18 protein-coding genes are annotated in these 21,360 nt (G+C 72.0%); 2 read left to right on the top strand and 16 right to left on the bottom strand.

What is annotated here, in order from left to right:
* Positions 1 to 187 precede the first annotated feature (187 nt).
* Positions 188 to 1,648 carry an RsmB/NOP family class I SAM-dependent RNA methyltransferase gene (locus ACFXGI_RS37650; protein ID WP_384717248.1) on the bottom strand — a complete coding sequence of 487 codons (1,461 nt, stop codon included), beginning with the start codon at positions 1,646 to 1,648 and terminating at the stop codon, positions 188 to 190.
* A gap of 97 nt (positions 1,649 to 1,745) precedes the next feature.
* Entirely contained in the window at positions 1,746 to 2,690 is a 945-nt protein-coding gene (fmt, locus tag ACFXGI_RS37645) for a methionyl-tRNA formyltransferase (protein ID WP_384717246.1), read from the bottom strand.
* Positions 2,691 to 2,998: 308 nt separating this feature from the next.
* On the opposite strand from fmt, the gene ACFXGI_RS37640 reads away from it, so the two are divergent.
* A complete protein-coding gene (locus tag ACFXGI_RS37640; RefSeq protein ID WP_384717243.1) occupies positions 2,999 to 3,520 on the top strand; it encodes a hypothetical protein in 522 nt (173 codons plus the stop codon).
* Between the two features lie 213 nt (positions 3,521 to 3,733).
* Here the strand turns inward: ACFXGI_RS37640 and ACFXGI_RS37635 are convergent, their stop codons facing one another.
* From ACFXGI_RS37635 to pyrR, 14 genes are all read right to left on the bottom strand, one after another.
* Complete coding sequence (locus ACFXGI_RS37635; protein WP_384717240.1) at positions 3,734 to 5,857, bottom strand: primosomal protein N'; 2,124 nt, start codon at positions 5,855 to 5,857, stop codon at positions 3,734 to 3,736.
* 322 nt (positions 5,858 to 6,179) lie between these two features.
* Entirely contained in the window at positions 6,180 to 7,388 is a 1,209-nt protein-coding gene (gene metK, locus ACFXGI_RS37630) for a methionine adenosyltransferase (RefSeq protein ID WP_030873691.1), read from the bottom strand.
* Positions 7,389 to 7,585: 197 nt separating this feature from the next.
* Positions 7,586 to 8,800 (bottom strand): bifunctional phosphopantothenoylcysteine decarboxylase/phosphopantothenate--cysteine ligase CoaBC, encoded by a 1,215-nt coding sequence (coaBC, locus tag ACFXGI_RS37625; protein ID WP_384717237.1) that lies wholly within the window; start codon positions 8,798 to 8,800, stop codon positions 7,586 to 7,588.
* A gap of 100 nt (positions 8,801 to 8,900) precedes the next feature.
* Positions 8,901 to 9,173 carry a DNA-directed RNA polymerase subunit omega gene (gene rpoZ / locus ACFXGI_RS37620; protein WP_004948662.1) on the bottom strand — a complete coding sequence of 91 codons (273 nt, stop codon included), beginning with the start codon at positions 9,171 to 9,173 and terminating at the stop codon, positions 8,901 to 8,903.
* 63 nt (positions 9,174 to 9,236) lie between these two features.
* Positions 9,237 to 9,800 carry a guanylate kinase gene (gene gmk, locus ACFXGI_RS37615; protein WP_030873693.1) on the bottom strand — a complete coding sequence of 188 codons (564 nt, stop codon included), beginning with the start codon at positions 9,798 to 9,800 and terminating at the stop codon, positions 9,237 to 9,239.
* A 61-nt stretch (positions 9,801 to 9,861) separates the two neighbouring features.
* Entirely contained in the window at positions 9,862 to 10,185 is a 324-nt protein-coding gene (locus tag ACFXGI_RS37610) for an integration host factor (protein WP_008740406.1), read from the bottom strand.
* A gap of 291 nt (positions 10,186 to 10,476) precedes the next feature.
* The gene (gene pyrF, locus ACFXGI_RS37605; protein WP_384717233.1) at positions 10,477 to 11,310 is read right to left on the bottom strand and encodes an orotidine-5'-phosphate decarboxylase; all 834 of its coding nucleotides are present in this window, start codon (positions 11,308 to 11,310) and stop codon (positions 10,477 to 10,479) included.
* On the bottom strand, positions 11,307 to 12,416 hold the full coding sequence (locus ACFXGI_RS37600) for a quinone-dependent dihydroorotate dehydrogenase (protein ID WP_384717230.1): 1,110 nt from the start codon (positions 12,414 to 12,416) through the stop codon (positions 11,307 to 11,309). The genes pyrF and ACFXGI_RS37600 overlap by 4 nt, the downstream gene beginning before the upstream one ends.
* Positions 12,417 to 12,500: 84 nt before the next feature.
* Positions 12,501 to 15,809: a carbamoyl-phosphate synthase large subunit gene (gene carB, locus ACFXGI_RS37595; RefSeq protein WP_384717226.1), complete on the bottom strand. Its 3,309-nt coding sequence runs from the start codon at positions 15,807 to 15,809 to the stop codon at positions 12,501 to 12,503.
* Positions 15,802 to 16,944 carry a glutamine-hydrolyzing carbamoyl-phosphate synthase small subunit gene (carA, locus tag ACFXGI_RS37590; RefSeq protein WP_384717223.1) on the bottom strand — a complete coding sequence of 381 codons (1,143 nt, stop codon included), beginning with the start codon at positions 16,942 to 16,944 and terminating at the stop codon, positions 15,802 to 15,804. The genes carB and carA overlap by 8 nt, the downstream gene beginning before the upstream one ends.
* On the bottom strand, positions 16,941 to 17,522 hold the full coding sequence (locus ACFXGI_RS37585; protein WP_030859973.1) for a hypothetical protein: 582 nt from the start codon (positions 17,520 to 17,522) through the stop codon (positions 16,941 to 16,943). Before ACFXGI_RS37585 ends, carA begins: the two co-directional genes overlap by 4 nt.
* Positions 17,519 to 18,805 carry a dihydroorotase gene (locus tag ACFXGI_RS37580; RefSeq protein ID WP_384717220.1) on the bottom strand — a complete coding sequence of 429 codons (1,287 nt, stop codon included), beginning with the start codon at positions 18,803 to 18,805 and terminating at the stop codon, positions 17,519 to 17,521. Before ACFXGI_RS37580 ends, ACFXGI_RS37585 begins: the two co-directional genes overlap by 4 nt.
* A gap of 2 nt (positions 18,806 to 18,807) precedes the next feature.
* Positions 18,808 to 19,797, bottom strand: a complete 990-nt coding sequence (locus tag ACFXGI_RS37575; protein WP_030157459.1) for an aspartate carbamoyltransferase catalytic subunit — start codon at positions 19,795 to 19,797, stop codon at positions 18,808 to 18,810.
* A 143-nt stretch (positions 19,798 to 19,940) separates the two neighbouring features.
* Positions 19,941 to 20,537 carry a bifunctional pyr operon transcriptional regulator/uracil phosphoribosyltransferase PyrR gene (gene pyrR / locus ACFXGI_RS37570; RefSeq protein WP_384717217.1) on the bottom strand — a complete coding sequence of 199 codons (597 nt, stop codon included), beginning with the start codon at positions 20,535 to 20,537 and terminating at the stop codon, positions 19,941 to 19,943.
* Between the two features lie 264 nt (positions 20,538 to 20,801).
* Between pyrR and bldD the strand changes: the two genes are divergently transcribed.
* Positions 20,802 to 21,302, top strand: coding sequence for a transcriptional regulator BldD (gene bldD / locus ACFXGI_RS37565; RefSeq protein WP_007263032.1), 501 nt, complete (start codon positions 20,802 to 20,804; stop codon positions 21,300 to 21,302).
* Positions 21,303 to 21,360 lie beyond the last annotated feature (58 nt).

The raw sequence follows: 21,360 nt of genomic DNA, 5'->3' as shown, positions 1-21,360 counted from the left end.
TCTTATGGCATTCCGGGGCGGGGCGGTCGGTCAAGGGTGGCCGAAGGCCATCGCGGAGCGACGCGACCGCAGGGAGCGCCCTTGACGGACCGACCCGACACGGAATGCCATAAGACTGCCGGGAAGCCCCCGAACACCATCCCGACCCCGCCCCACCGGGACCCCGCCCCCCGAAGCCCCCGCCCCGCTACCCCGTACGCCGGATCAGCGCCAGGTACATCGCGTCCGTCCCGTGCAGGTGCGGCCACAGCTGGACGTCCGGGCCGTCGCCCAGGGCCGGGACGCCCGCCATGTACGGCCTGGCGTCGATCAGTTCGGCGTCCACCGGCGAGGCGCCGGCGCCGCGGCCGCGCAGGACGTCGTCCACGACGACCCGGGTCTCGGCCAGGTGCGGCGAGCACGTCGCATAGCCCACGACCCCGCCCACCCGGACCGCCGACAGGGCCTCCCGCAGCAGTGCCCGCTGGAGCGGGGCGAAGCCCTCCAGGTCCTCTGGGCGCCGCCGCCACCTGGCCTCCGGGCGGCGGCGCAGCGCGCCCAGCCCGGAGCAGGGGACGTCCATCAGGACCCGGTCGAAGGAGCCCGGCCGCCATGGCGGCCGGGTGCCGTCGGCCGCGATGACCTGGTACGGGCCCGGGTTGCCGGCCAGGGTGCGCTCCACGAGCCGCGCCCGGTGCGGCTGCTTCTCGGAGGCCAGCAGGAACGCCCCGCGCTGCGCCGCCAGGGCGCCCAGCAGGGCCGCCTTTCCGCCGGGTCCCGCGCAGCCGTCCAGCCAGCGCTCGTCGCGGCCCTCGACGGGTGCGGCCGCGAGGGCCATCGCCACCAGCTGGCTGCCCTCGTCCTGCACGCCCGCACGCCCGTCGCGCACCGCCTCCAGCGCGCCGGGCTCGCCGCCCTCGGCCATCCGCACGGCGTACGGCGACCAGCGCCCCGGCAGCGCCGAGTCCTCGCCGACCGCCTCCACCAGCTCGTCCGTCGTGGACCGCCCGGGCCGCGCCACCAGCGTGACCTCGGGCCGCTCGTTGTCGGCTTCGAGGAGGTCCTCGATGCCGGCCCGGCCGCCGCCGAGGGCGTCCCACAGGGCGCTGACGACCCACCTCGGGTGCGAGTGGTACACCGCCAGGTGTTCCTCCGCGTCATCCTCGTACGGCGGGGCCACGAGCTCCAGCCAGCCGTCCAGGTCGTGCGCGGCGATCTTGCGCAGCACGGCGTTCACGAACTTGGCGCGCCCGTCCCCGAGCACCACCCGGGCCAGCTCCACGCTGGCCGACACCGCCGCGTGCGTGGGGATCCGGGTCCCCAGCAGCTGGTGGGCGCCGAGCGAGAGCACGTCCAGAACCGGCGGGTCCACCTCCCGCAGCGGCCGGTCGATGCAGGCCTTGATGACCGCGTCGTACGTGCCCTGCCGGCGCAGCGTCCCGTACACGAGCTCGGTGGCCAGCGCCGCGTCCCGCGCCTCGAAGCCTTCCGTCTGGCGGGCCTTGCGCAGCAGTGGGGGCAGGACGAGGTTCGCGTACGCGTCGCGCTCGCCCACCGCCCGCAGCGCCTCGAAGGCCAGCATCCGGACGGGGTCCTTCTTGGGGCGGCGGTACGGCTTGGCCTGCTGCCGGCCTGCGGCGCTGCGCGGGGGACGGGACTGATCGCTCACGTGAAAGGTGCTCCGGGTTTACGGGGTGTACGAGGTGCGGCGTTTGCGGGATGTACGGGATGCGGCTGAGTCGCCGGTGCTGAACCGCCGGTACGGATCAGCCTACGTCGGCGGCGCCGACGCGCTCGCCGGGAGCGATGCGCACCCCGCGCGCCCAGTCCGCGCCGCGCATGGGCTTCTTGCCCTGGGGCTGCACCCAGAGCAGCTCCACGGCGTGCGAGCCGGTGCCGACGTACACGTTGTTCTTGGCCGCGGCGAGCTCGCCGGGCGTCAGGTCCGTGCGGTCGGCGACCAGGCCGACGGAGATCAGCTTGAGCCGCTCCCCGCGGAAGACGGTCCACGCGCCGGGCGCGGGCGTGCAGCCGCGCACGAGGCGGTCGGCGCGCATCGCCGGGGCGTGCCAGTCGACGCGGGCGTCCTCGACGGTGATCTTGGGGGCGAGCGAGATGCCGTCGACGGGCTGCCCGACGGCGCGCAGCGCTCCGTCCTCGATGCCGTCCATGGTGGCGGCCAGGAGGCCGGAGCCGGCGAAGGCGAGCCGGGTCAGCAGGTCGCCGCTGGTGTCGGTGGGGCGGATCTCCTCGGTCAGGTGCCCGTAGACAGGTCCGGTGTCCAGGCCCTCCTCGATGAGGAACGTGGAGGCGCCGGTGACCTGGTCGCCCGCCATGATCGAGTGCTGGACGGGGGCGGCCCCGCGCCACGCGGGCAGCAGCGAGAAGTGCAGGTTGACCCAGCCGTGCCGGGGGATCTCCAGGGCGCTCTTGGGGATCAGCGCGCCGTACGCGACGACCGGGCAGCAGTCCGGGTCGATCTCGCGCAGCCGGGCCTGGAACTCCGGGTCGCGGGGGCGGGCGGGCCTCAGGATCTCGATGCCGGCCTCCGCGGCGCGCTCGGCGACCGGGCTGGCGACGAGCCGGCGGCCGCGGCCGGCCGGTGCGTCGGGCCGGGTGACGACGGCGGCGACCTCGTGCCGCCCGGAGGCGATGAGGGCGTCCAGGGCGGGCACGGCGACCTCGGGGGTGCCTGCGAAGACGAGCTTCACTGGGTCCTACCTCGCTATCTCGGCTGTCAGCAGCGCACCAGTCTATGTTCCCGGCGCCGTTGGGGCCGCCCGGCCCGTTACGGGGGCATCCCCAGGGGCCGCGCGGGGCTGCCGCGGGGGCCCGGACGCCCTGTCAGGGGGCGTACGCACACACGCGCGCCTCTCGCATATGCCGACACGCCCCCGGTGCGTGACTTCAGTGCCGTTTGGCGCGTTGGTCAAGAGAGATTGACCGAAACCGGGCCGCGCGATGAGATCGGTGTCTGCGGCCCGATCCGCTCTTCAGCACCGGTTCGAGAGGCTTCTTCATGGCCGACCACGCCACCCACGACGCCCAAGCACGGGCCAGCCTGCATCTCCTGGTGCGGGACATCGAGCGGGTTCGCCGGCAGGTGGATGCTCTGCGTACGCTCACCGCCCAGCTCGGCAACGTGTACCGCCCGCGCCGCTCCGGTCCTTCCACGGGCTTCGTCGTCTATGGCCGGGCCCCCGCCCCCACCGTCCGTCTCGCGCAGGAGCTGCGGGACAGCGTCGAGACGCTGGTGACCGCAGCGGTGGACTTCGACCGCTCGCTCGGCTTCTCGTGGGACGCAGTGGGTTCCGCGCTCGGCGTCACCAAGCAGGCCGTGCACCGGCGGTACGGGGCCCGGCGGGCCCAGGCCGCGGAATCCGCGGAGTCGCTGGCCGATGGCACGACCACCCGGACCCTCGGGCCGCTGCCCACGGTCCCGGCGGCCCGCTCGGTGCCGCCGCAGCCGCTGCGCGAGGAGTCCCAGGCCGCGGTCCCGTCCCGCCCCGCGGCCGCCTTCCCGGGGCCCCGCAACGGCTGACCCGTCACGGGTGATCCGCAACGGCTGATCCGCCGACCGCCGGGACGCCGACCCTCCGACGGCCGGCCGGTCCGACGCCGTGCCCGCACCCGCATTCCCGCCCCCGGTGGGGACGGCCCCCGTGGCCGCCCCCACCGGGGGCGTTCGGCTGCGTGCGTGCCGGACGCCGCGGGACCGCCCTCCGGGCGGCCGGCGCCACTCCGCGGACACCCCCTAGCCGATGTCCGGCGGATCGATACGGACCCGCACCGCCTCCGCCGCCGGGACCCCGCGGGCCAGCCGGGACGCCTGGGCGGACTTCAGGGCGGCCGCCAGCGCGGCCCCGCTGCCGGGCGGGACGCGGACCAGGGCCCGCTCCCCCGGCGAGGGCTCCCCGCGCCGCCCCGGCACCGGGACCGGACCCAGCACCTCCGCGTCCGCCGGCAGTCCGGCTCCGGCCAGGAAGGCCTCCACCGCCTCGCCCCGACCGGCGACGGCCGCCATCCGGGACACCGGCGGGAACCCGAGCTGGGCCCGCTCCGCGAGCTCCCGTACGGCATGGCCCACCGGGTCCCACCGCACGAGGGCCTGGACCGGCCGCAGGGTCGGCTCCGCGACCACGACGACCTGTCCCTCACCCCGCACCAGCGAGGCGGCCGCGATCCACCGGCGCAGCGCGTCCTCCCCGGCCCGCAGATCGGGCCGGGTCAGCATCGCCCAGCCGTCCAGCAGCAGGGCCGCCGCGTACCCGGCGCCCGCCGCGACCGGCTCGGCCCCCGGGGTGCACACCACCAGCGCGGGCCGGTCCGGCACCTCGTCCAGGATGTGGTCGCGCCCCGACGTCCGTACGGGCACGGCCGGGAAGGCCCGCCCCAGCTCCTCGGCCGTCCGCCGGGCGCCCACCACCTGGGCGCGCAGCCGGAACGACCCGCACTCCTCGCAGTGCCAGGCGCTCTCCTGCCGGCCGCACCAGCCGCAGTGCAGATCCCGTGCGTCGGGAGCCTCCAGCGGCCCCGCGCAGACCTTGCAGCGGGCAGGGGCGCGGCACCGCTCGCACGCCAGCCGCGGCGCATAGCCCCGCCGCGGCACCTGGACGAGCACCGGCCCCGACTTCAGCCCCTCCCGTACGGTCTCCCAGGCCAGGCTCGGCAGCCGCGCGGCGCGGGCCGCCTCGTCCCGGGCGAGGAGTTCGTCGCCCACGGTCCGGATCCGGGGCGCGCAGGCCCGTACCGTCTCGCGGTCGGCGACGAGCGGCCGCGCCCAGCCCGTCTCGACCAGCTGCGCGGCCTCCACCGTGCAGCTGGTGCTCCCGGCCAGGAATGCGCAGCCGTCGCCGACGGCGCGCAGCTCCAGCACCTCCCGTACGTGCGGGAACGGCGCGTGGTCGTCGCTGTGGCTGGAGTCGCCGTCGTCCCAGATGGCGACCAGACCCAGGTCCCGTACGGGCGCGAACATCGCGGCCCGGGTGCCGATGACGGCGCGGACCGAGCCCCGGTGCACGGCGAGCCACTGGCGGTAGCGCTTCTCGGGTCCGGATTCGGCGGTCAGCAGTGCGTGCCGGCCCTCGCCGAGCAGGGCGGTCAGTGCCGCGTCGACCCGGGCCGCGGTGCGTCCGTCGGGCAGGACGGCGAGGGCGCCGCGGCCGGAGGCCAGGGTGGCGGCCATGGCCCGCGCCAGCTCGTCGGCCCAGCCGGGGCCGGGCAGGGCGGTCCAGACGGCGCGCGGCGCACCGCCGGTGGCGAGGGCGCGCAGGAAGGCGGGGCCGGCGCCGTAGCGCGCCCAGCCGCCCGGCTCGGGCGCGGGGGGCGGGGGCAGCGGCTCGGGCGAGGGCTTGGCCTCGGCGCGGGCGCTGCGGGCGGGCAGCGCGAGCTGGAGTACGTCGGCCAGGCTGCCGGCGTACCGGTCGGCGACGGCCCGGGCCAGGGCCAGCATGCCGGGGGTGAGCACGACCTCGGGCGAGACGACCTGGGCGAGGGCGGCGAGGGCTCCGTGGTAGTCGGACTCGGCGCGCCGCTCGACGATGAAACCGTCGATGAGGCCGCCGCCCTCGCGGCGTCCGCCGTGCACGCGGTGGCCGCCCGCGCCGAAGCGGACCCGGACGCGGACGCCTGGCCGGGCGGCCTCGGAGAGCTCGGCGGGGACGGCGTAGTCGAAGAGCCGGTCGAGGTGGAGCACGCCCTTGTTGACGAGGACGCGGGCCACGGGGAGTTCCTCGGCGACGGCGGCGCCGCGCCAGGTGCGCGGCTTGGCCTTGGGGGCCTTGGCCTTCGCCTCGGCGACCATCTCCCGCATCAGCGCGAGCTGCTCCGGCGGGGCACCGGCGGCGCCCGTCGGCTCGGATTCGTTCTCGCTGCTCACAGCTGCATTCTTACCAAACGGCACCGACAGCGGGAGCCGGTGCGCGGGCCCGGGGCGCTCCCCGTGCGGCGGCGGTCCCCGTGGGCACCGGCCTTGTTCCGGGGCCCTCCCGGGATCAGGCCGGGCGGCGGCGGTGTTGCGGTCCTTCACAGCCGGGCCCGAGCCCGGCTCCGGATGAAGCCGTCGCCCCTCGCACCGGGAGGGCGCCGCCACGGTGGCGGGCGGGCGCGGTGGCGGGCGGGCGCGGGGGCGCCAACGCGATACGGCCCCGGACCGCGAGGTCCGGGGCCGTACGGCTGCGTACGCGCGGTACGCGGGGGTCCTACAGGCCGGCGGCCGCGCGCAGCGCGTCCACGCGGTCGGTGCGCTCCCAGGTGAAGTCCGGCAGCTCGCGGCCGAAGTGGCCGTACGCGGCGGTCTGGGCGTAGATCGGGCGCAGCAGGTCGAGGTCGCGGATGATCGCGGCCGGGCGGAGGTCGAAGACCTGGCCGATCGCGTCCTCGATCTTCTGGACCTCCACCTTGGCGGTGCCGAAGGTCTCGACGAACAGGCCGACGGGCTCGGCCTTGCCGATGGCGTACGCGACCTGGACCTCGCAGCGCGAGGCGAGCCCGGCGGCGACCACGTTCTTGGCGACCCAGCGCATGGCGTACGCGGCGGAGCGGTCGACCTTGGACGGGTCCTTGCCCGAGAAGGCGCCGCCGCCGTGGCGGGCCATGCCGCCGTAGGTGTCGATGATGATCTTGCGGCCCGTGAGGCCGGCGTCGCCCATCGGGCCGCCGATCTCGAAGCGGCCGGTCGGGTTGACCAGCAGGCGGTAGCCCTCGGTGTCGAGCTTGATGCCGTCCTCGACGAGCTGGGCCAGCACGTGCTCGACGACGAACTCGCGGATGTCCGGGGCGAGCAGCGAGTCCAGGTCGATGTCCGAGGCGTGCTGCGAGGACACGACGACCGTGTCGAGGCGGACGGCCTTGTCGCCGTCGTACTCGATGGTGACCTGGGTCTTGCCGTCGGGGCGCAGGTACGGGATGGTCCCGTTCTTGCGGACCTCGGACAGGCGGCGCGAGAGCCGGTGCGCGATGTGGATCGGGAGCGGCATGAGCTCGGGGGTCTCGTCGCACGCGTAGCCGAACATCAGGCCCTGGTCGCCGGCGCCCTGCTTGTCGAGCTCGTCCTCGTCGCCCTCGACCCGCTTCTCGTACGCGGTGTCGACTCCCTGCGCGATGTCCGGGGACTGCGCGCCGATGGACACCGACACGCCGCAGGAGGCGCCGTCGAAGCCCTTCTTCGAGGAGTCGTAGCCGATCTCGAGGATCTTGTCGCGGACGAGCTGCGCGATCGGCGCGTAAGCCTTCGTCGTCACCTCACCGGCGATGTGGACGAGACCGGTGGTGATGAGGGTCTCCACGGCCACACGCGAGGTCGGGTCCTCGGTGAGAAGTGCGTCGAGGATCGTGTCGCTGATCTGGTCAGCGATCTTGTCGGGGTGACCCTCGGTGACGGACTCCGAGGTGAACAGGCGACGGGACACAACGCTCCCTGGGGTTGCAGCGGCTGCTGGCTGATCATTTGGCGGAACCACACCGGGGGCTGCGCCCGATCACGTTCCAAGTGTGCAGTTTATCGGTCGCCACCGTTTGCCGGACCACCTGTCTCGCCCAATGGGAGCCATGTGACCTGCGGCACTCCATTCTGGCTCATGGAATCCGCTACGAGAAGGGTCGTCGCTCAGGCGCGTCGGGGGGCGAGTCGCCCGGCGACCCGATCCCAAATCACTTCGGCCAGCGCTTCCTTCGGACCGTAGGGAACCGGGGTTTCCGTCCCGTCGGAGGCCAGGATGACGGCTTCGTTCTCCTCGGAACCGAAGGTCTTGGCTTCACCCACCTCGTTCACGACGAGAAGATCACACCCCTTGCGGAGCAATTTGGCCCGCCCGTTCGCGAGCACGTCGTCCGTTTCGGCGGCGAAACCGACCACGATCTGGCCTTCCCGGGCCCGGTCGGCCGAGATCTCGGCGAGGACGTCGGGGTTGCGGACGAGCGCCACCGGGGCCGGATCCTGCCCGTCCTTCTTCTTGATCTTGCCGGTCACGTACTCGGCCGGCCGGAAGTCGGCCACGGCCGCGGCCATCACCACGGCGTCGGCGTCCGCCGCCGCCTTGAGCACGGCCTCGCGCAGCTGTACGGCCGTCCCGACCCGTACGACGTCCACCCCGGCCGGGTCGGCCAGCGCGGTGTTGGCCGCCACGAGGGTGACCCGGGCCCCGCGGGCGACGGCCGTGCGGGCCAGCGCGTAGCCCTGCTTGCCGGAGGAGCGGTTGCCGAGGAAGCGGACCGGGTCGAGCGGCTCCCGCGTGCCGCCCGCGCTGATCACCACGTGCCGGCCGGCCAGGTCGGGCTCGGCCACTCCGCGCGCCAGGACCCTCCGGCACACCTCGAAGATCTCCTCGGGGTCGGGCAGCCGGCCCTTGCCGGTGTCCTTGCCGGTGAGCCGGCCGACGGCGGGCTCGATGACGACGGCCCCGCGGCGGCGCAGCGTGGCCACGTTCTCCCGGGTGGCGGGGTGCTCCCACATCTCGGTGTGCATGGCGGGGGCGAACACCACCGGGCAGCGCGCGGTGAGCAGCGTGTTGGTCAGCAGGTCGTCGGCGAGGCCGTGAGCGGCCTTGGCGAGCATGTCGGCGGTGGCGGGGGCGACGACGACGAGGTCGGCGTTCTGCCCGATGCGCACGTGCGGGACCTCGTGGACGGTCTCCCACACCTGCGTGCCGGCCGGGTTGCCGGAGAGCGCGGCCCAGGTGGCCTCGCCCACGAAGTTCAGGGACGCCGCCGTGGGGACGACCCGCACCTCGTGCCCGGACTCGGTGAGCCGGCGCAGCAGCTCGCACGCCTTGTACGCGGCGATGCCGCCGCTGACTCCGAGCACGATCTTCGGCTTACCCACCACACACGCCCTCTCTCGCTGATCGTCGTACGTGTCTATGACACACCACAGGCCCGGCAGATGTTCTGCCGGGCCTGTGGTGAAAGGAATTCTCGGTGCCTTACTGGGCCGGGGCCTCGATGGCCTCGGAGGTCAGCAGACCCGCGTTGATCTCTCGCAGCGCGATCGAAAGCGGCTTCTCGTGGACGTGGGTGTCCACCAGCGGGCCGACGTACTCGAGCAGGCCCTCACCGAGCTGCGAGTAGTACGCGTTGATCTGACGCGCGCGCTTGGCCGCGTAGATCACGAGGCTGTACTTCGAGTCCGTGGCCTCGAGCAGCTCGTCGATCGGCGGGTTGATGATGCCCTCGGGCGCGGTGATGGAAGAGGACACGCTCTACCTTCCGAAGAATGGGTGAATGATCAAGCATTGACCGAAATGAACATCGATCAACGATCAGACAACTTCCATCAAGGCTAGCAGCTCGCGCGCCACGTCCTCGACGGAGGTGTTGACCAGGGTGGTATCGAACTCGGACTCGGCAGCGAGCTCGACCTTGGCGGACTCCAGCCTGCGCTGGATGACCTCCGGTGATTCGGTGCCACGGCCGGTGAGCCGGCGGACCAACTCGTCCCAGCTCGGCGGTGCGAGGAAGACGAGCTGAGCCTCGGGCATGGACTCGCGGACGAGTCGCGCGCCCTGGAGGTCGATCTCCAGGAGAACGGGTTCGCCGTTCTCCAGTCGCTCCACCACCGCGCCGCGCGGTGTGCCGTAGCGGTTGCCCGCGAATTCGGCCCACTCCAGCAGCTCGCCGTTGGCGATCAGCTTGTCGAACTCGTCGTCGTTGACGAAGAAGTAATGGACTCCGTGTCGCTCACCGGGCCGCGGCTTGCGGGTGGTGGCCGACACCGAGAGCCATACCTCGGGGTGGACCTTGCGCATATGCGCGACGACCGTGCTCTTGCCGACCCCCGAGGGGCCGGAGAGCACGGTCAGCCGCGGACGAACCTCTGCTGCCATAGAGCGATTATCCAGCTTCTCGGGACTGCCTGAGAACGCCGGGAGAACTTCAGGCAACGCGTCAGCCGGCAGGAGTGCCGAACTCACGCTCCAGAGACGCGATCTGGTTGGAACCGAGACCTCGGACACGCCGGGACTCGGAGATGCCGAGGCGCTCCATGATCTGCTTGGCGCGGACCTTGCCCACGCCAGGCAGGGACTCCAGCAGGGCGGAGACCTTCATCTTGCCGATGACGTCGTTCTCCTGGCCCGTCTTGATGACCTCTTGGAGCGAGGCGCCGGAGTGCTTGAGTCGATTCTTCACCTCGGCCCGCTCCCGGCGAGCCGCGGCGGCCTTTTCGAGCGCGGCTGCGCGCTGTTCAGGGGTAAGGGGCGGAAGAGCCACGCCTGCGTCACCTCGGATGTCGAACTGTCGGATACGGACCAGTGGGGAGCCCAAGGGCGCCACACCAGGCGAATGCCCGAACAGCGGTGGAACTCGTTCGCTGCTCGTCACTCTGATCGGAGACTAGCGGCCCAGACCGCTCCAGTCAGCGAGAACGGACGAAAAGTCCTGGTCAGCCTCCACTGAACCGTACATCACGGACAAACCACCCCGGTTTTGTCCGAGGAAGTACGTTCGAATTCCGTCAGGTCGAACGAGACCACGAGCACGCCCGGGCCCGGCGGACCTCCGCTACGCCGGGACCGCCTCCCGGATCTCGGCCGCGAAGCGCGCCGCCGCGTCCTGGAGCCCCGCCGGGTGCGGACCGTGGCGGAGCACCCCTCGGGAGACGTTCGGGACCACGTTGCGCGCGGCTTCGCCGAAGACCGCAGGGAGGTCGGCGGGGGAAGCGCCCTGGGCGCCGACGCCGGGGGCCAGCAGGGGGCCGTTGATGTCCAGGTCGAAGGAGGACAGGTCGCCGAGGGTGGCGCCGACCACCGCGCCGAAGGAACCCATGGGCTCGGCACCGGCGTTCTCGGCCGCCAGGTGGCGCAGCATGGTCGCGCCGACGCTCAGGCCGTCCTCGCGCACCGCCCGCTGCACCTCGGCGCCCTCGGGGTTCGAGGTGAGGGCCAGCACGAACAGGCCGGCGCCGTTCTCCCGCGCCAGCTCCACGGCCGGCTTCAGGGAGCCGTAGCCGAGGTACGGGGAGACCGTGAGGGCGTCCGAGAACAGCGGGGAGTCCTTGTGCAGGAAGGTCTCGGCGTACGCGGCCATGGTGGAGCCGATGTCGCCCCGCTTGGCGTCCATGACGACCAGGCCGCCTGCCGCGCGGACGTCGGCGACGGTGTTCTCCAGCACGGCGACGCCGCGGGAGCCGAAGCGCTCGAAGAAGGCGGCCTGCGGCTTGAAGACGGCCACCTGCCCGGCCAGCGCCTCCACCACGGTGCGGGAGAACCGCTCCAGGCCCGTGACGTTGTCGTCCAGGCCCCAGGCGGCCAGCAGCGAGGCGTGCGGGTCGATGCCCACGCAGAGCGGGCCGCGGGTGTCCATCGCCTCGCGGAGGCGGGTGCCGAAGGGGGTCACAGGGCTGCCTTTCGGGTCTCGGCGCCGACCGCGTCGGCGAGGGTCGCGTGGGGGCTGGCGGCCAGGCGGGCGGCCAGGCCCTTGTGGACGGCCCGGGCGTAGAAGGGGCCCTCGTAGATGAAGGCGCTGTAGCCCTGGATCAAGGTGGCGCCGGCGAGGATCCGCTGCCAGGCGTCCTCGGCGTTCTCGATGCCGCCCACGCCGATCAGGACAATCCGGTCGCCCACACGAGCGTACAGCCGCCGCAGGACTTGCAGGGAGCGCTCCTTGACCGGGGCGCCGGACAGGCCTCCGGTCTCCTTCACGAGGTCCGGGGAGGACTTCAGGCCCAGCCCCTCGCGCGCGATGGTGGTGTTGGTCGCGATGATGCCGTCCAGGCCGAGCTCCAGCGCCAGGTCGGCGACCGCGTCCACGTCCTCGTCCGCGAGGTCCGGGGCGATCTTGACGAGCAGCGGGACCCGGCGGTCGGTCACGGTGCGGTCCGCGGCCTCCCGTACGGCCGTCAGGAGCGGGCGCAGGGACTCGGTGGCCTGGAGGTTGCGCAGGCCGGGGGTGTTCGGCGAGGAGACGTTCACCACGAGGTAGTCGGCGTGCCGGGCCAGACGCTCGGTGGAGGCGACGTAGTCCGCCACGGCCTCTTCCTCGGGGACGACCTTCGTCTTGCCGATGTTGACGCCGACGACGGTCCTGAAGACCGCCGTACGGGCCGCCAGGCGGGCCGCCACGGCCTCGGAGCCCTCGTTGTTGAAGCCCATGCGGTTGATCAGCGCGCGGTCCGGCACGAGCCGGAACAGCCGCTTCTTCGGGTTGCCGGGCTGCGCCTGCGCGGTGACCGTGCCGATCTCGACGTGGTCGAAGCCGAGCATCGACATGCCGTCGATCGCGACGGCGTTCTTGTCGAAGCCGGCCGCGAGGCCGAAGGGGCCGTGCATCCGCAGGCCGAGGGCCTCCGTGCGCAGCTCCTTGTACCGCGGTGCCAGGGCCGCGGCGGCGAAGGTGCGCAGCACCGGGGTGCGGGCCGCGAGCCGGATCCAGCGGAAGGCCAGGTAGTGCGCCTGCTCGGGGTCCATCCGCTTGAAGACCAGGTTGAAGAAGAGCTTGTACATGTCGAGAAGATCCCTTGTGCGCTCATGACGAGGGGGACACCGATGCGCAATCGCGCATCCGTGTCCCCCTCCTCGTACGGGCTGCTAGTCGCGGGCCGCGGTCAGGTGCTCCGCGTGCTCCTGGAGCGAGCGCACGCCCACGTCGCCGTGGTTGAGCGCGTCGATGCCCTGGACGGCCGCGGCGAGTGCCTGGACCGTGGTCAGGCACGGGACGCCGCGGGCCACGGCCGCCGTGCGGATCTCGTAGCCGTCGAGGCGGCCGCCGGTGCCGTACGGGGTGTTGACGATCAGGTCGACCTGGCCGTCGTGGATGAGCTGGACGATCGTCTTCTCGCCGCCCGGGCCCTCGCCCTCGCTGAGCTTGCGCACGACGGTGGCGTTGATGCCGTTGCGGCGCAGCACCTCGGCGGTGCCGGAGGTCGCCATCAGCTCGAAGCCGTGGTTGACGAGCTCGCGCGCCGGGAAGATCATCGAGCGCTTGTCGCGGTTGGCGACGGAGATGAACGCGCGGCCCTTGGTGGGCAGCGGGCCGTAGGCGCCGGCCTGCGATTTGGCGTACGCCGTGCCGAAGACCGAGTCGATGCCCATGACCTCGCCGGTGGAGCGCATCTCCGGGCCGAGGACGGTGTCGACGCCGCGGCCGTGGATGTCGCGGAAGCGCGACCACGGCATGACGGCCTCCTTGACGGAGATCGGCGCGTCGAGCGGCAGGGTGCCGCCGTCGCCGGTCTTCGGGAGCATGCCCTCTTCGCGCAGTTCGGCGATGGTGGCGCCGAGCGAGATGCGGGCGGCGGCCTTGGCGAGCGGGACCGCGGTCGCCTTCGAGGTGAAGGGGACGGTGCGCGAGGCGCGCGGGTTGGCCTCCAGGACGTAGAGGATGTCTCCCGCCATCGCGAACTGGATGTTGATCAGGCCGCGTACGCCGACGCCCTTGGCGATGGCCTCGGTGGAGGCGCGCAGGCGCTTGATGTCGAAGCCGCCGAGGGTGATCGGGGGCAGGGCGCAGGCCGAGTCGCCAGAGTGGATGCCGGCTTCCTCGATGTGCTCCATGACGCCGCCGAGGTAGAGCTCGGTGCCGTCGTAGAGGGCGTCCACGTCGATCTCGATGGCGTCGTCGAGGAAGCGGTCGACGAGGACCGGGCGGGTCGGGGAGATCTCGGTGGATTCCGCGATGTACGAGGACAGCCGGTCCTCGTCGTAGACGATCTCCATGCCGCGGCCGCCGAGCACGTACGAGGGGCGTACGAGGACCGGGTAGCCGATCTCGTCGGCGATGGCCTTCGCGCCCGCGAAGGTGGTGGCGGTGCCGTGCTTGGGCGCCGGCAGGCCGGCCTCGGCGAGCACCTGGCCGAACGCGCCGCGGTCCTCGGCGGCGTGGATGGCCTCCGGCGGGGTGCCGACGACCGGGACGCCGTTGTCCTTGAGGGCCTGGGCGAGACCCAGCGGGGTCTGGCCGCCGAGCTGGACGACGACGCCGGCGATGGGGCCGGCCAGCGACTCGGCGTGGACGATCTCCAGCACGTCCTCGAGCGTCAGCGGCTCGAAGTACAGGCGGTCGGAGGTGTCGTAGTCGGTGGAGACGGTCTCCGGGTTGCAGTTGACCATCACGGTCTCGTAGCCGGCGTCGCTGAGGGCGAAGGAGGCGTGGACGCAGGAGTAGTCGAACTCGATGCCCTGGCCGATGCGGTTCGGGCCGGAGCCCAGGATGATCACGGCGGGCTTCTCGCGGGGCGCGACCTCGCTCTCCTCGTCGTACGAGGAGTAGAAGTACGGGGTCTTCGCGGCGAACTCGGCGGCGCAGGTGTCGACCGTCTTGTAGACCGGGCGGACGCCCAGCGCGTGGCGCACCTCGCGGACGACGTCCTCGCGCAGGCCGCGGATCTCGGCGATCTGGGCGTCGGAGAAGCCGTGGCGCTTGGCCTCGGCGAGCAGCTCGGGGTGGAGCTTCTCGGCGGCGGCCAGCTCGTCGGCGATCTCCTTGATCAGGAAGAGCTGGTCGACGAACCAGGGGTCGATCTTCGTGGACTCGAAGACCTCTTCCTGGGTGGCGCCGGCGCGGATGGCCTGCATGACGGTGTTGATGCGGCCGTCGGTGGGGCGGACTGCGGTGGCGAGGAGCTCTTCCTTGTCGCCGACGGGGCCGACGAAGGTGAACTGCGAGCCCTTCTTCTCCAGGGAGCGCAGGGCCTTCTGGAGGGCCTCGGTGAAGTTGCGGCCGATGGCCATGGCCTCGCCCACCGACTTCATGGTGGTGGTGAGGGTGGCGTCGGCCAGCGGGAACTTCTCGAAGGCGAAGCGCGGGGCCTTGACGACGACGTAGTCGAGGCTCGGCTCGAAGGAGGCCGGCGTCTTCTCGGTGATGTCGTTGGGGACCTCGTCGAGGGTGTAGCCGATGGCCAGCTTGGCGGCGATCTTGGCGATCGGGAAGCCGGTGGCCTTCGACGCGAGCGCCGAGGAGCGCGAGACGCGCGGGTTCATCTCGATGACGATGACGCGGCCGTCGACCGGGTCGATCGCGAACTGGATGTTGCAGCCGCCGGTGTCGACGCCGACCTCGCGGATGATCGCGATGCCGATGTCGCGCAGCCGCTGGTACTCGCGGTCGGTCAGCGTCATCGAGGGGGCGACGGTGATGGAGTCGCCGGTGTGGACGCCCATCGGGTCGAAGTTCTCGATGGAGCAGACGACGACCACGTTGTCCTTGGTGTCGCGCATCAGCTCCAGCTCGTACTCCTTCCAGCCGAGGATGGACTCCTCCAGGAGCACCTCGGTGGTCGGGGAGAGCGTGAGGCCCTGGCCGGCGATGCGGCGCAGCTCGTCCTCGTCGTGGGCGAAGCCGGAGCCGGCGCCTCCCATGGTGAAGGAGGGGCGCACGACGACGGGGTAGCCGCCGAGGGTCTCGACGCCGGTGATGACGTCGTCCATCGAGTGGCAGATGACCGAGCGGGCGGACTCGCCGTAGCCGATCTTGGCCTTGACGGCCTCGACGACGCCCTTGAAGAGGTCGCGGTCCTCGCCCTTGTTGATGGCCTCGACGTTGGCGCCGATGAGCTCGACGCCGTACTTCTCCAGCACACCCTGCTCGTGCATGGAGATGGCGGTGTTGAGCGCGGTCTGGCCGCCGAGGGTCGGGAGCAGCGCGTCGGGGCGCTCCTTCGCGATGATCTTCTCGACGAACTCGGGGGTGATCGGCTCGACGTACGTGGCGTCGGCGATCTCCGGGTCGGTCATGATCGTCGCGGGGTTGGAGTTCACCAGGATGACCCGCAGGCCCTCGGCCTTGAGGATGCGGCAGGCCTGGGTGCCGGAGTAGTCGAACTCGGCGGCCTGGCCGATGACGATCGGGCCGGAGCCGATGACCAGGACGGACTGGATATCGGTGCGCTTAGGCACGCTCGGCCTCCATCAGGGTTACGAAGCGGTCGAAGAGGTAGGCGGCGTCGTGCGGGCCGGCTGCCGCTTCGGGGTGGTACTGGACGGAGAAGGCCGGCTGGTCGAGCAGCTGGAGGCCTTCGACGACCTGGTCGTTCAGGCAGACGTGGGAGACCTCGGCGCGGCCGTAGGGGGTCTCGGAGACCTTGTCGAGGGGCGCGTCCACGGCGAAGCCGTGGTTGTGCGCGGTGACCTCGACCTTGCCGGTGGTGCGGTCCTGCACCGGCTGGTTGATGCCGCGGTGGCCGTACTTCAGCTTGTACGTGCCGAAGCCGAGCGCGCGGCCCAGGATCTGGTTGCCGAAGCAGATGCCGAAGAGCGGGGTCTTGCGCTCCAGGACGCCCTGCATGACGGCGACGGGGCCGTCGGCGGTGGCCGGGTCGCCCGGGCCGTTGGAGAAGAACACGCCGTCCGGCTCGACCGCGTACACGTCCTCGACGGTGGCGGTGGCGGGCAGCACGTGCACCTCGATGCCGCGCTCGGCCATCCGGTGCGGGGTCATGCCCTTGATGCCGAGGTCGACGGCGGCCACGGTGAACTTCTTCTCGCCGATGGCGGGGACGACGTACGCCTCCTTGGTGGCGACCTCGGCGGAGAGGTTCGCGCCCTTCATCTGGGGCTGCTCCTGGACCTTGGCCAGCAGCTCCGCGTCGGCGGCGATGGTCTCGCCGGAGAAGATGCCGACGCGCATGGCGCCGCGCTCGCGCAGGTGGCGGGTCAGGGCGCGGGTGTCGATGCCGCAGATGCCGACGACGCCCTGCTTGACCAGCTCCTCGTCCAGCGAGCGCTGCGAGCGCCAGTTGGACGGGACGCGGGCGGGGTCGCGTACGACGTACCCGGCGACCCAGATGCGGGAGGACTCGGGGTCCTCGTCGTTGACGCCGGTGTTGCCCACGTGCGGAGCGGTCATCACGACGACCTGCCGGTGGTACGACGGGTCGGTGAGGGTCTCCTGGTAGCCGGTCATGCCGGTGGAGAACACGGCCTCGCCGAAGGTCTCCCCCACGGCGCCGTAGGCGCGGCCGCGGAAGATCCGACCGTCCTCCAGGACGAGTACGGCGGGAGCTTTGGCTGCTCCCCTGGTGGAGGTCGTCATCGTTCGGCGCCTTCCGTCGTGATGGATTGGTTCATGAGATTGATGGCCTCGACCCAGGCGGCGTGTTCGGCCGCGCGGTCGGAGCGGAATCCGGAGTCGATCAGCTTGTCGCCGTGCGCCCACGTGACGACGAGGAGACCGCCTTCGGTGAGTACCTTGCCCGCGATCCCCTTGTCGAGGCGGGCGCCGCGCAGCTGCGCGGCCGGTACGAAGAAGTCGTTGGCACCCGGACGGACCACGTCGAGGCCCGCGTCGGTGAGCGTGAGCTCGACCCGGCTGCGCACCCCCAGGCCGTGGGCGACGATCCGGTCGAGCCACTGCCCGGCGGTGGTGGACCCGTGGTACCGGCCGGTCAGGGCCAGCCGGTGCTCGGGGAGGCCGCCGGGGGCGGCGGGCAGCTCCGGCAGATCGCTCTGCAGGGCGCCGCGCCATTTCCAGCCCTGCCGCATCAGCCAGTACACGAACGCGATGAAGACGAGCAGACCGATCACCCACGACACGCGTGCGCCCCAGTCCGTCACCTCCGCCGACCGTCGCTCGGCAGCCTCTGCGGCCAGTTGGATTACTGCAGGTGTCACGCCAGTTTCCCGTCCACGACCGTTGCCCGGCCCCGCAGGAAGGTGTGAGTGACGCGTCCCGGCAGCTCACGGCCCTCGTAAGGCGTGTTGCGGCTGCGGGAGGCGAAGTGTGCGGGGTCCACGACACCACGGTACGAGGTATCGACCAAGGTCAGGTTCGCGGGTTCACCTGCCGAGACGGGGCGGCCGTGGTTGTCCAGGCCGCCGATCCGCGCCGGCGCGAAGGACATGCGCTCGGCGACGCCCGCCCAGTCGAGCAGTCCGGTCTCCACCATCGTCTGCTGGACGACGGAGAGCGCGGTCTCCAGGCCGACCATGCCCATGGCGGCGGCGGCCCACTCGCAGTCCTTGTCCTCGTGCGGGTGCGGGGCGTGGTCGGTGGCGACGATGTCGATCGTGCCGTCGGCGAGCGCCTCGCGCAGGGCCATGACGTCGCGCTCGGTGCGCAGCGGCGGGTTGACCTTGTAGACCGCGTTGTACGAGCGGACCAGCTCGTCGGTGAGGAGCAGGTGGTGCGGGGTGACCTCGGCGGTGACGTCGATGCCGCGGGACTTGGCCCAGCGGACGATCTCGACGGAGCCGGCGGTGGAGAGGTGGCAGATGTGCACGCGGGAACCGACGTGCTCGGCGAGGAGGACGTCGCGGGCGATGATCGACTCCTCGGCGACGGCCGGCCAGCCGCCGAGGCCCAGCTCGGCGGAGACGACGCCCTCGTTCATCTGGGCGCCCTCGGTCAGGCGGGGCTCCTGGGCGTGCTGGGCGACGACGCCGCCGAAGGCCTTCACGTACTCCAGGGCGCGGCGCATGATCACGGCGTCGTCGACGCACTTGCCGTCGTCGGAGAAGACGGTGACGCGGGCGGCGGAGTCGTGCATGGCGCCCAGCTCGGAGAGCTGCTTGCCTTCCAGGCCGACGGTGACGGCGCCGATGGGCTGCACGTCGCAGTAGCCGGACTCCTTGCCGAGGCGCCAGACCTGCTCGACGACGCCGGCGGTGTCGGCGACGGGGAAGGTGTTCGCCATGGCGAAGACGGCGGTGTAGCCGCCGGAGGCGGCGGCGCGGGTGCCGGTCAGGACGGTCTCGGAGTCCTCGCGGCCGGGCTCGCGCAGGTGGGTGTGCAGGTCGACGAGGCCGGGGAGGAGGACCTGGCCCTCGGCCTCGATGACGGTGGCGCCCTCGGCGGAGAGTCCGGTGCCGACCTCCGCGATGGTCTCGCCGTCGATCAGGACGTCCTGCGCCTCGCCACCGAGTACCTTCGCGCCACGGATCAGGATCTTGCTCATCTTTACTTGCTCTCCTCGATGCGGGGCGTGCTGGTGGTGGTGACGGCCGGCTCGGAGCCTCCGAGCAGCAGGTACAGGACGGCCATCCGGGTGGAGACGCCGTTGGCGACCTGCTCGACGGCCGTGCAGCGGTCGGAGTCGGCGACCTCGGCGGTGATCTCCATGCCGCGGTTCATCGGGCCGGGGTGCATGACGATGGCGTGCTCGGGCATCTTGGCCATGCGGTCGCCGTCGAGCCCGTACCGGCGGGAGTACTCGCGCTCGGTCGGGAAGAAGGCGGCGTTCATGCGTTCGCGCTGCACACGCAGCATCATGACCGCGTCGGACTTCGGCAGCACGTCGTCGAGGCTGTACGAGACCTCGCAGGGCCAGCTCTCGACGCCGATCGGGACCAGGGTGGGCGGGGCCACGACCGTGACCTCGGCGCCGAGCGTGTGCAGCAGCTGCACGTTGGAGCGGGCGACGCGGCTGTGCAGGACGTCGCCGACGATCGTGATGCGGCGGCCGTTCAGGTCCTTGCCGAGGCCGGCGTCGCGGCCGACCAGGCGGCGGCGCATGGTGAAGGCGTCCAGCAGGGCCTGGGTGGGGTGCTCGTGGGTGCCGTCGCCCGCGTTGACCACGGCGGAGTCGATCCAGCCGGAGGTCGCGAGCCGGTAGGGGGCGCCGGAGGCGTGGTGGCGGATGACGACCGCGTCGGCGCCCATGGCCTCCAGGGTCAGAGCGGTGTCCTTGAGGGACTCGCCCTTGGAGACCGAGGAGCCCTTGGCGGAGAAGTTGATGACGTCGGCGGACAGCCGCTTGGCGGCCGCCTCGAAGGAGATCCGGGTGCGGGTCGAGTCCTCGAAGAAGAGGTTCACGACGGTGAGGCCGCGCAGGGTGGGCAGCTTCTTGATCGGCCGGTCCGCGACGCGTGCCATCTCCTCGGCGGTGTCGAGGATGAGGACGGCGTCGTCGCGGGTGAGGTCGGCGGCCGAGATGAGGTGGCGCTTCATCAGGGTGCTCCGTTTGTCGATGAGGTCAGAGCGGCGGGCAGGGCGCAGCGGCGGGGAGGCCCGGGACGCGGCGGGATGGAGTGCGGCCCGGCAGGCAGGCTCGCGCACGGGCCCCCGCGTTCGGGGCCCCTCACTCGTACGGGCTACTGCCCGGCGGCCGTGTCGGTCCGCTGGCCGAGCAGCACGGCGTCTCGGCCGTCCTCCTCCTGGAGCTGGACCTTGACGGTCTCCCGCAGCGACGTGGGGAGGTTCTTGCCGACGTAGTCGGCGCGGATCGGCAGCTCGCGGTGGCCGCGGTCGACGAGGACCGCGAGCTGCACGGCACGGGGGCGGCCGAGGTCGCCCAGCGCGTCCAGGGCGGCTCTGATGGTGCGGCCGGAGAAGAGCACGTCGTCGACGAGGACGACGAGGCGTCCGTCGATGTCGTCGCCGGGGATCTCGGTGCGGCCGATCGTGCGGGCGGGCTTCATCCGCAGATCGTCGCGGTACATGGTGATGTCGAGGGATCCGACCGGGATCTTCGTGCCGGTGATCTCTTCGAGCTTGGCGGCCAGCCGGCGGGCGAGGTACACACCGCGGGTGGGAATGCCGAGGAGCACCACGTCGTCGGCGCCCTTGGCGCGTTCGACGATCTCGTGGGCGATGCGGGTCAGCACCCGCGCGATGTCCTGTGCCTCGAGCACGGGGCGCATCGCTTCGGTGCTCTGGGCACCGACGTTCTGAGCAGCCTGAGCGTCCATGAAAAGGACCTCCTTCTCCGCCTCACGGGACGGACCTTAAAGGACGTCTGATGTACGTCCTCCACGGTACCAGGGCCCGGGCGGGGAACCGGCACGGGGCCCGGCCGGCGCCCCTCGTGCGAAGGCGTCCGACATCATTCGGCTTGACGCATCCAAGTAACGCTGCGTAACCTCACAGTGAGTTACCAGCCGCGCGGCGGAGCCGCACGTGGTCCATGTCGTCAGCGTCCATGTCGTCACAGCGTCACAGCGTCCGGGAGCGTTATGTCCAGCGAATACGCCAAACAGCTCGGGGCCAAGCTCCGCGCCATCCGCACCCAGCAGGGCCTCTCCCTCCATGGTGTCGAGGAGAAGTCCCAGGGCCGGTGGAAGGCCGTGGTGGTCGGGTCGTACGAGCGCGGGGACCGCGCCGTGACCGTCCAGCGTCTCGCCGAGCTGGCGGACTTCTACGGGGTTCCGGTGCAGGAGCTGCTGCCGGGCACCACTCCGGGCGGGGCCGCCGAGCCGCCGCCGAAGCTGCGCCTCGACCTGGAGCGCCTCGCGGGCGTGCCCGCGGAGAAGGCCGGCCCGCTCCAGCGGTACGCCGCCACCATCCAGAGCCAGCGCGGGGACTACAACGGCAAGGTGCTGTCGATCCGCCAGGACGACCTGCGCACTCTGGCCGTCATCTACGACCAGTCCCCCTCGGTCCTGACCGAGCAGCTCATCAGCTGGGGCGTGCTCGACGCGGATGCGCGTCGCGCCGTGGCGCACGAGGACATCTAGTCCCCGCGCCCAGGACCAGCAGAAACGTACCGGCGTGGGCCGGGAGCCACTCCTGGCT

Source organism: Streptomyces sp. NPDC059355, assembly GCF_042752335.1.
Taxonomy (GTDB): Bacteria; Actinomycetota; Actinomycetes; order Streptomycetales; family Streptomycetaceae; genus Streptomyces.
The sequence above is the reverse complement of the archived record's forward strand: the minus strand, read 5'-3'. Positions and strand labels throughout refer to the sequence as shown.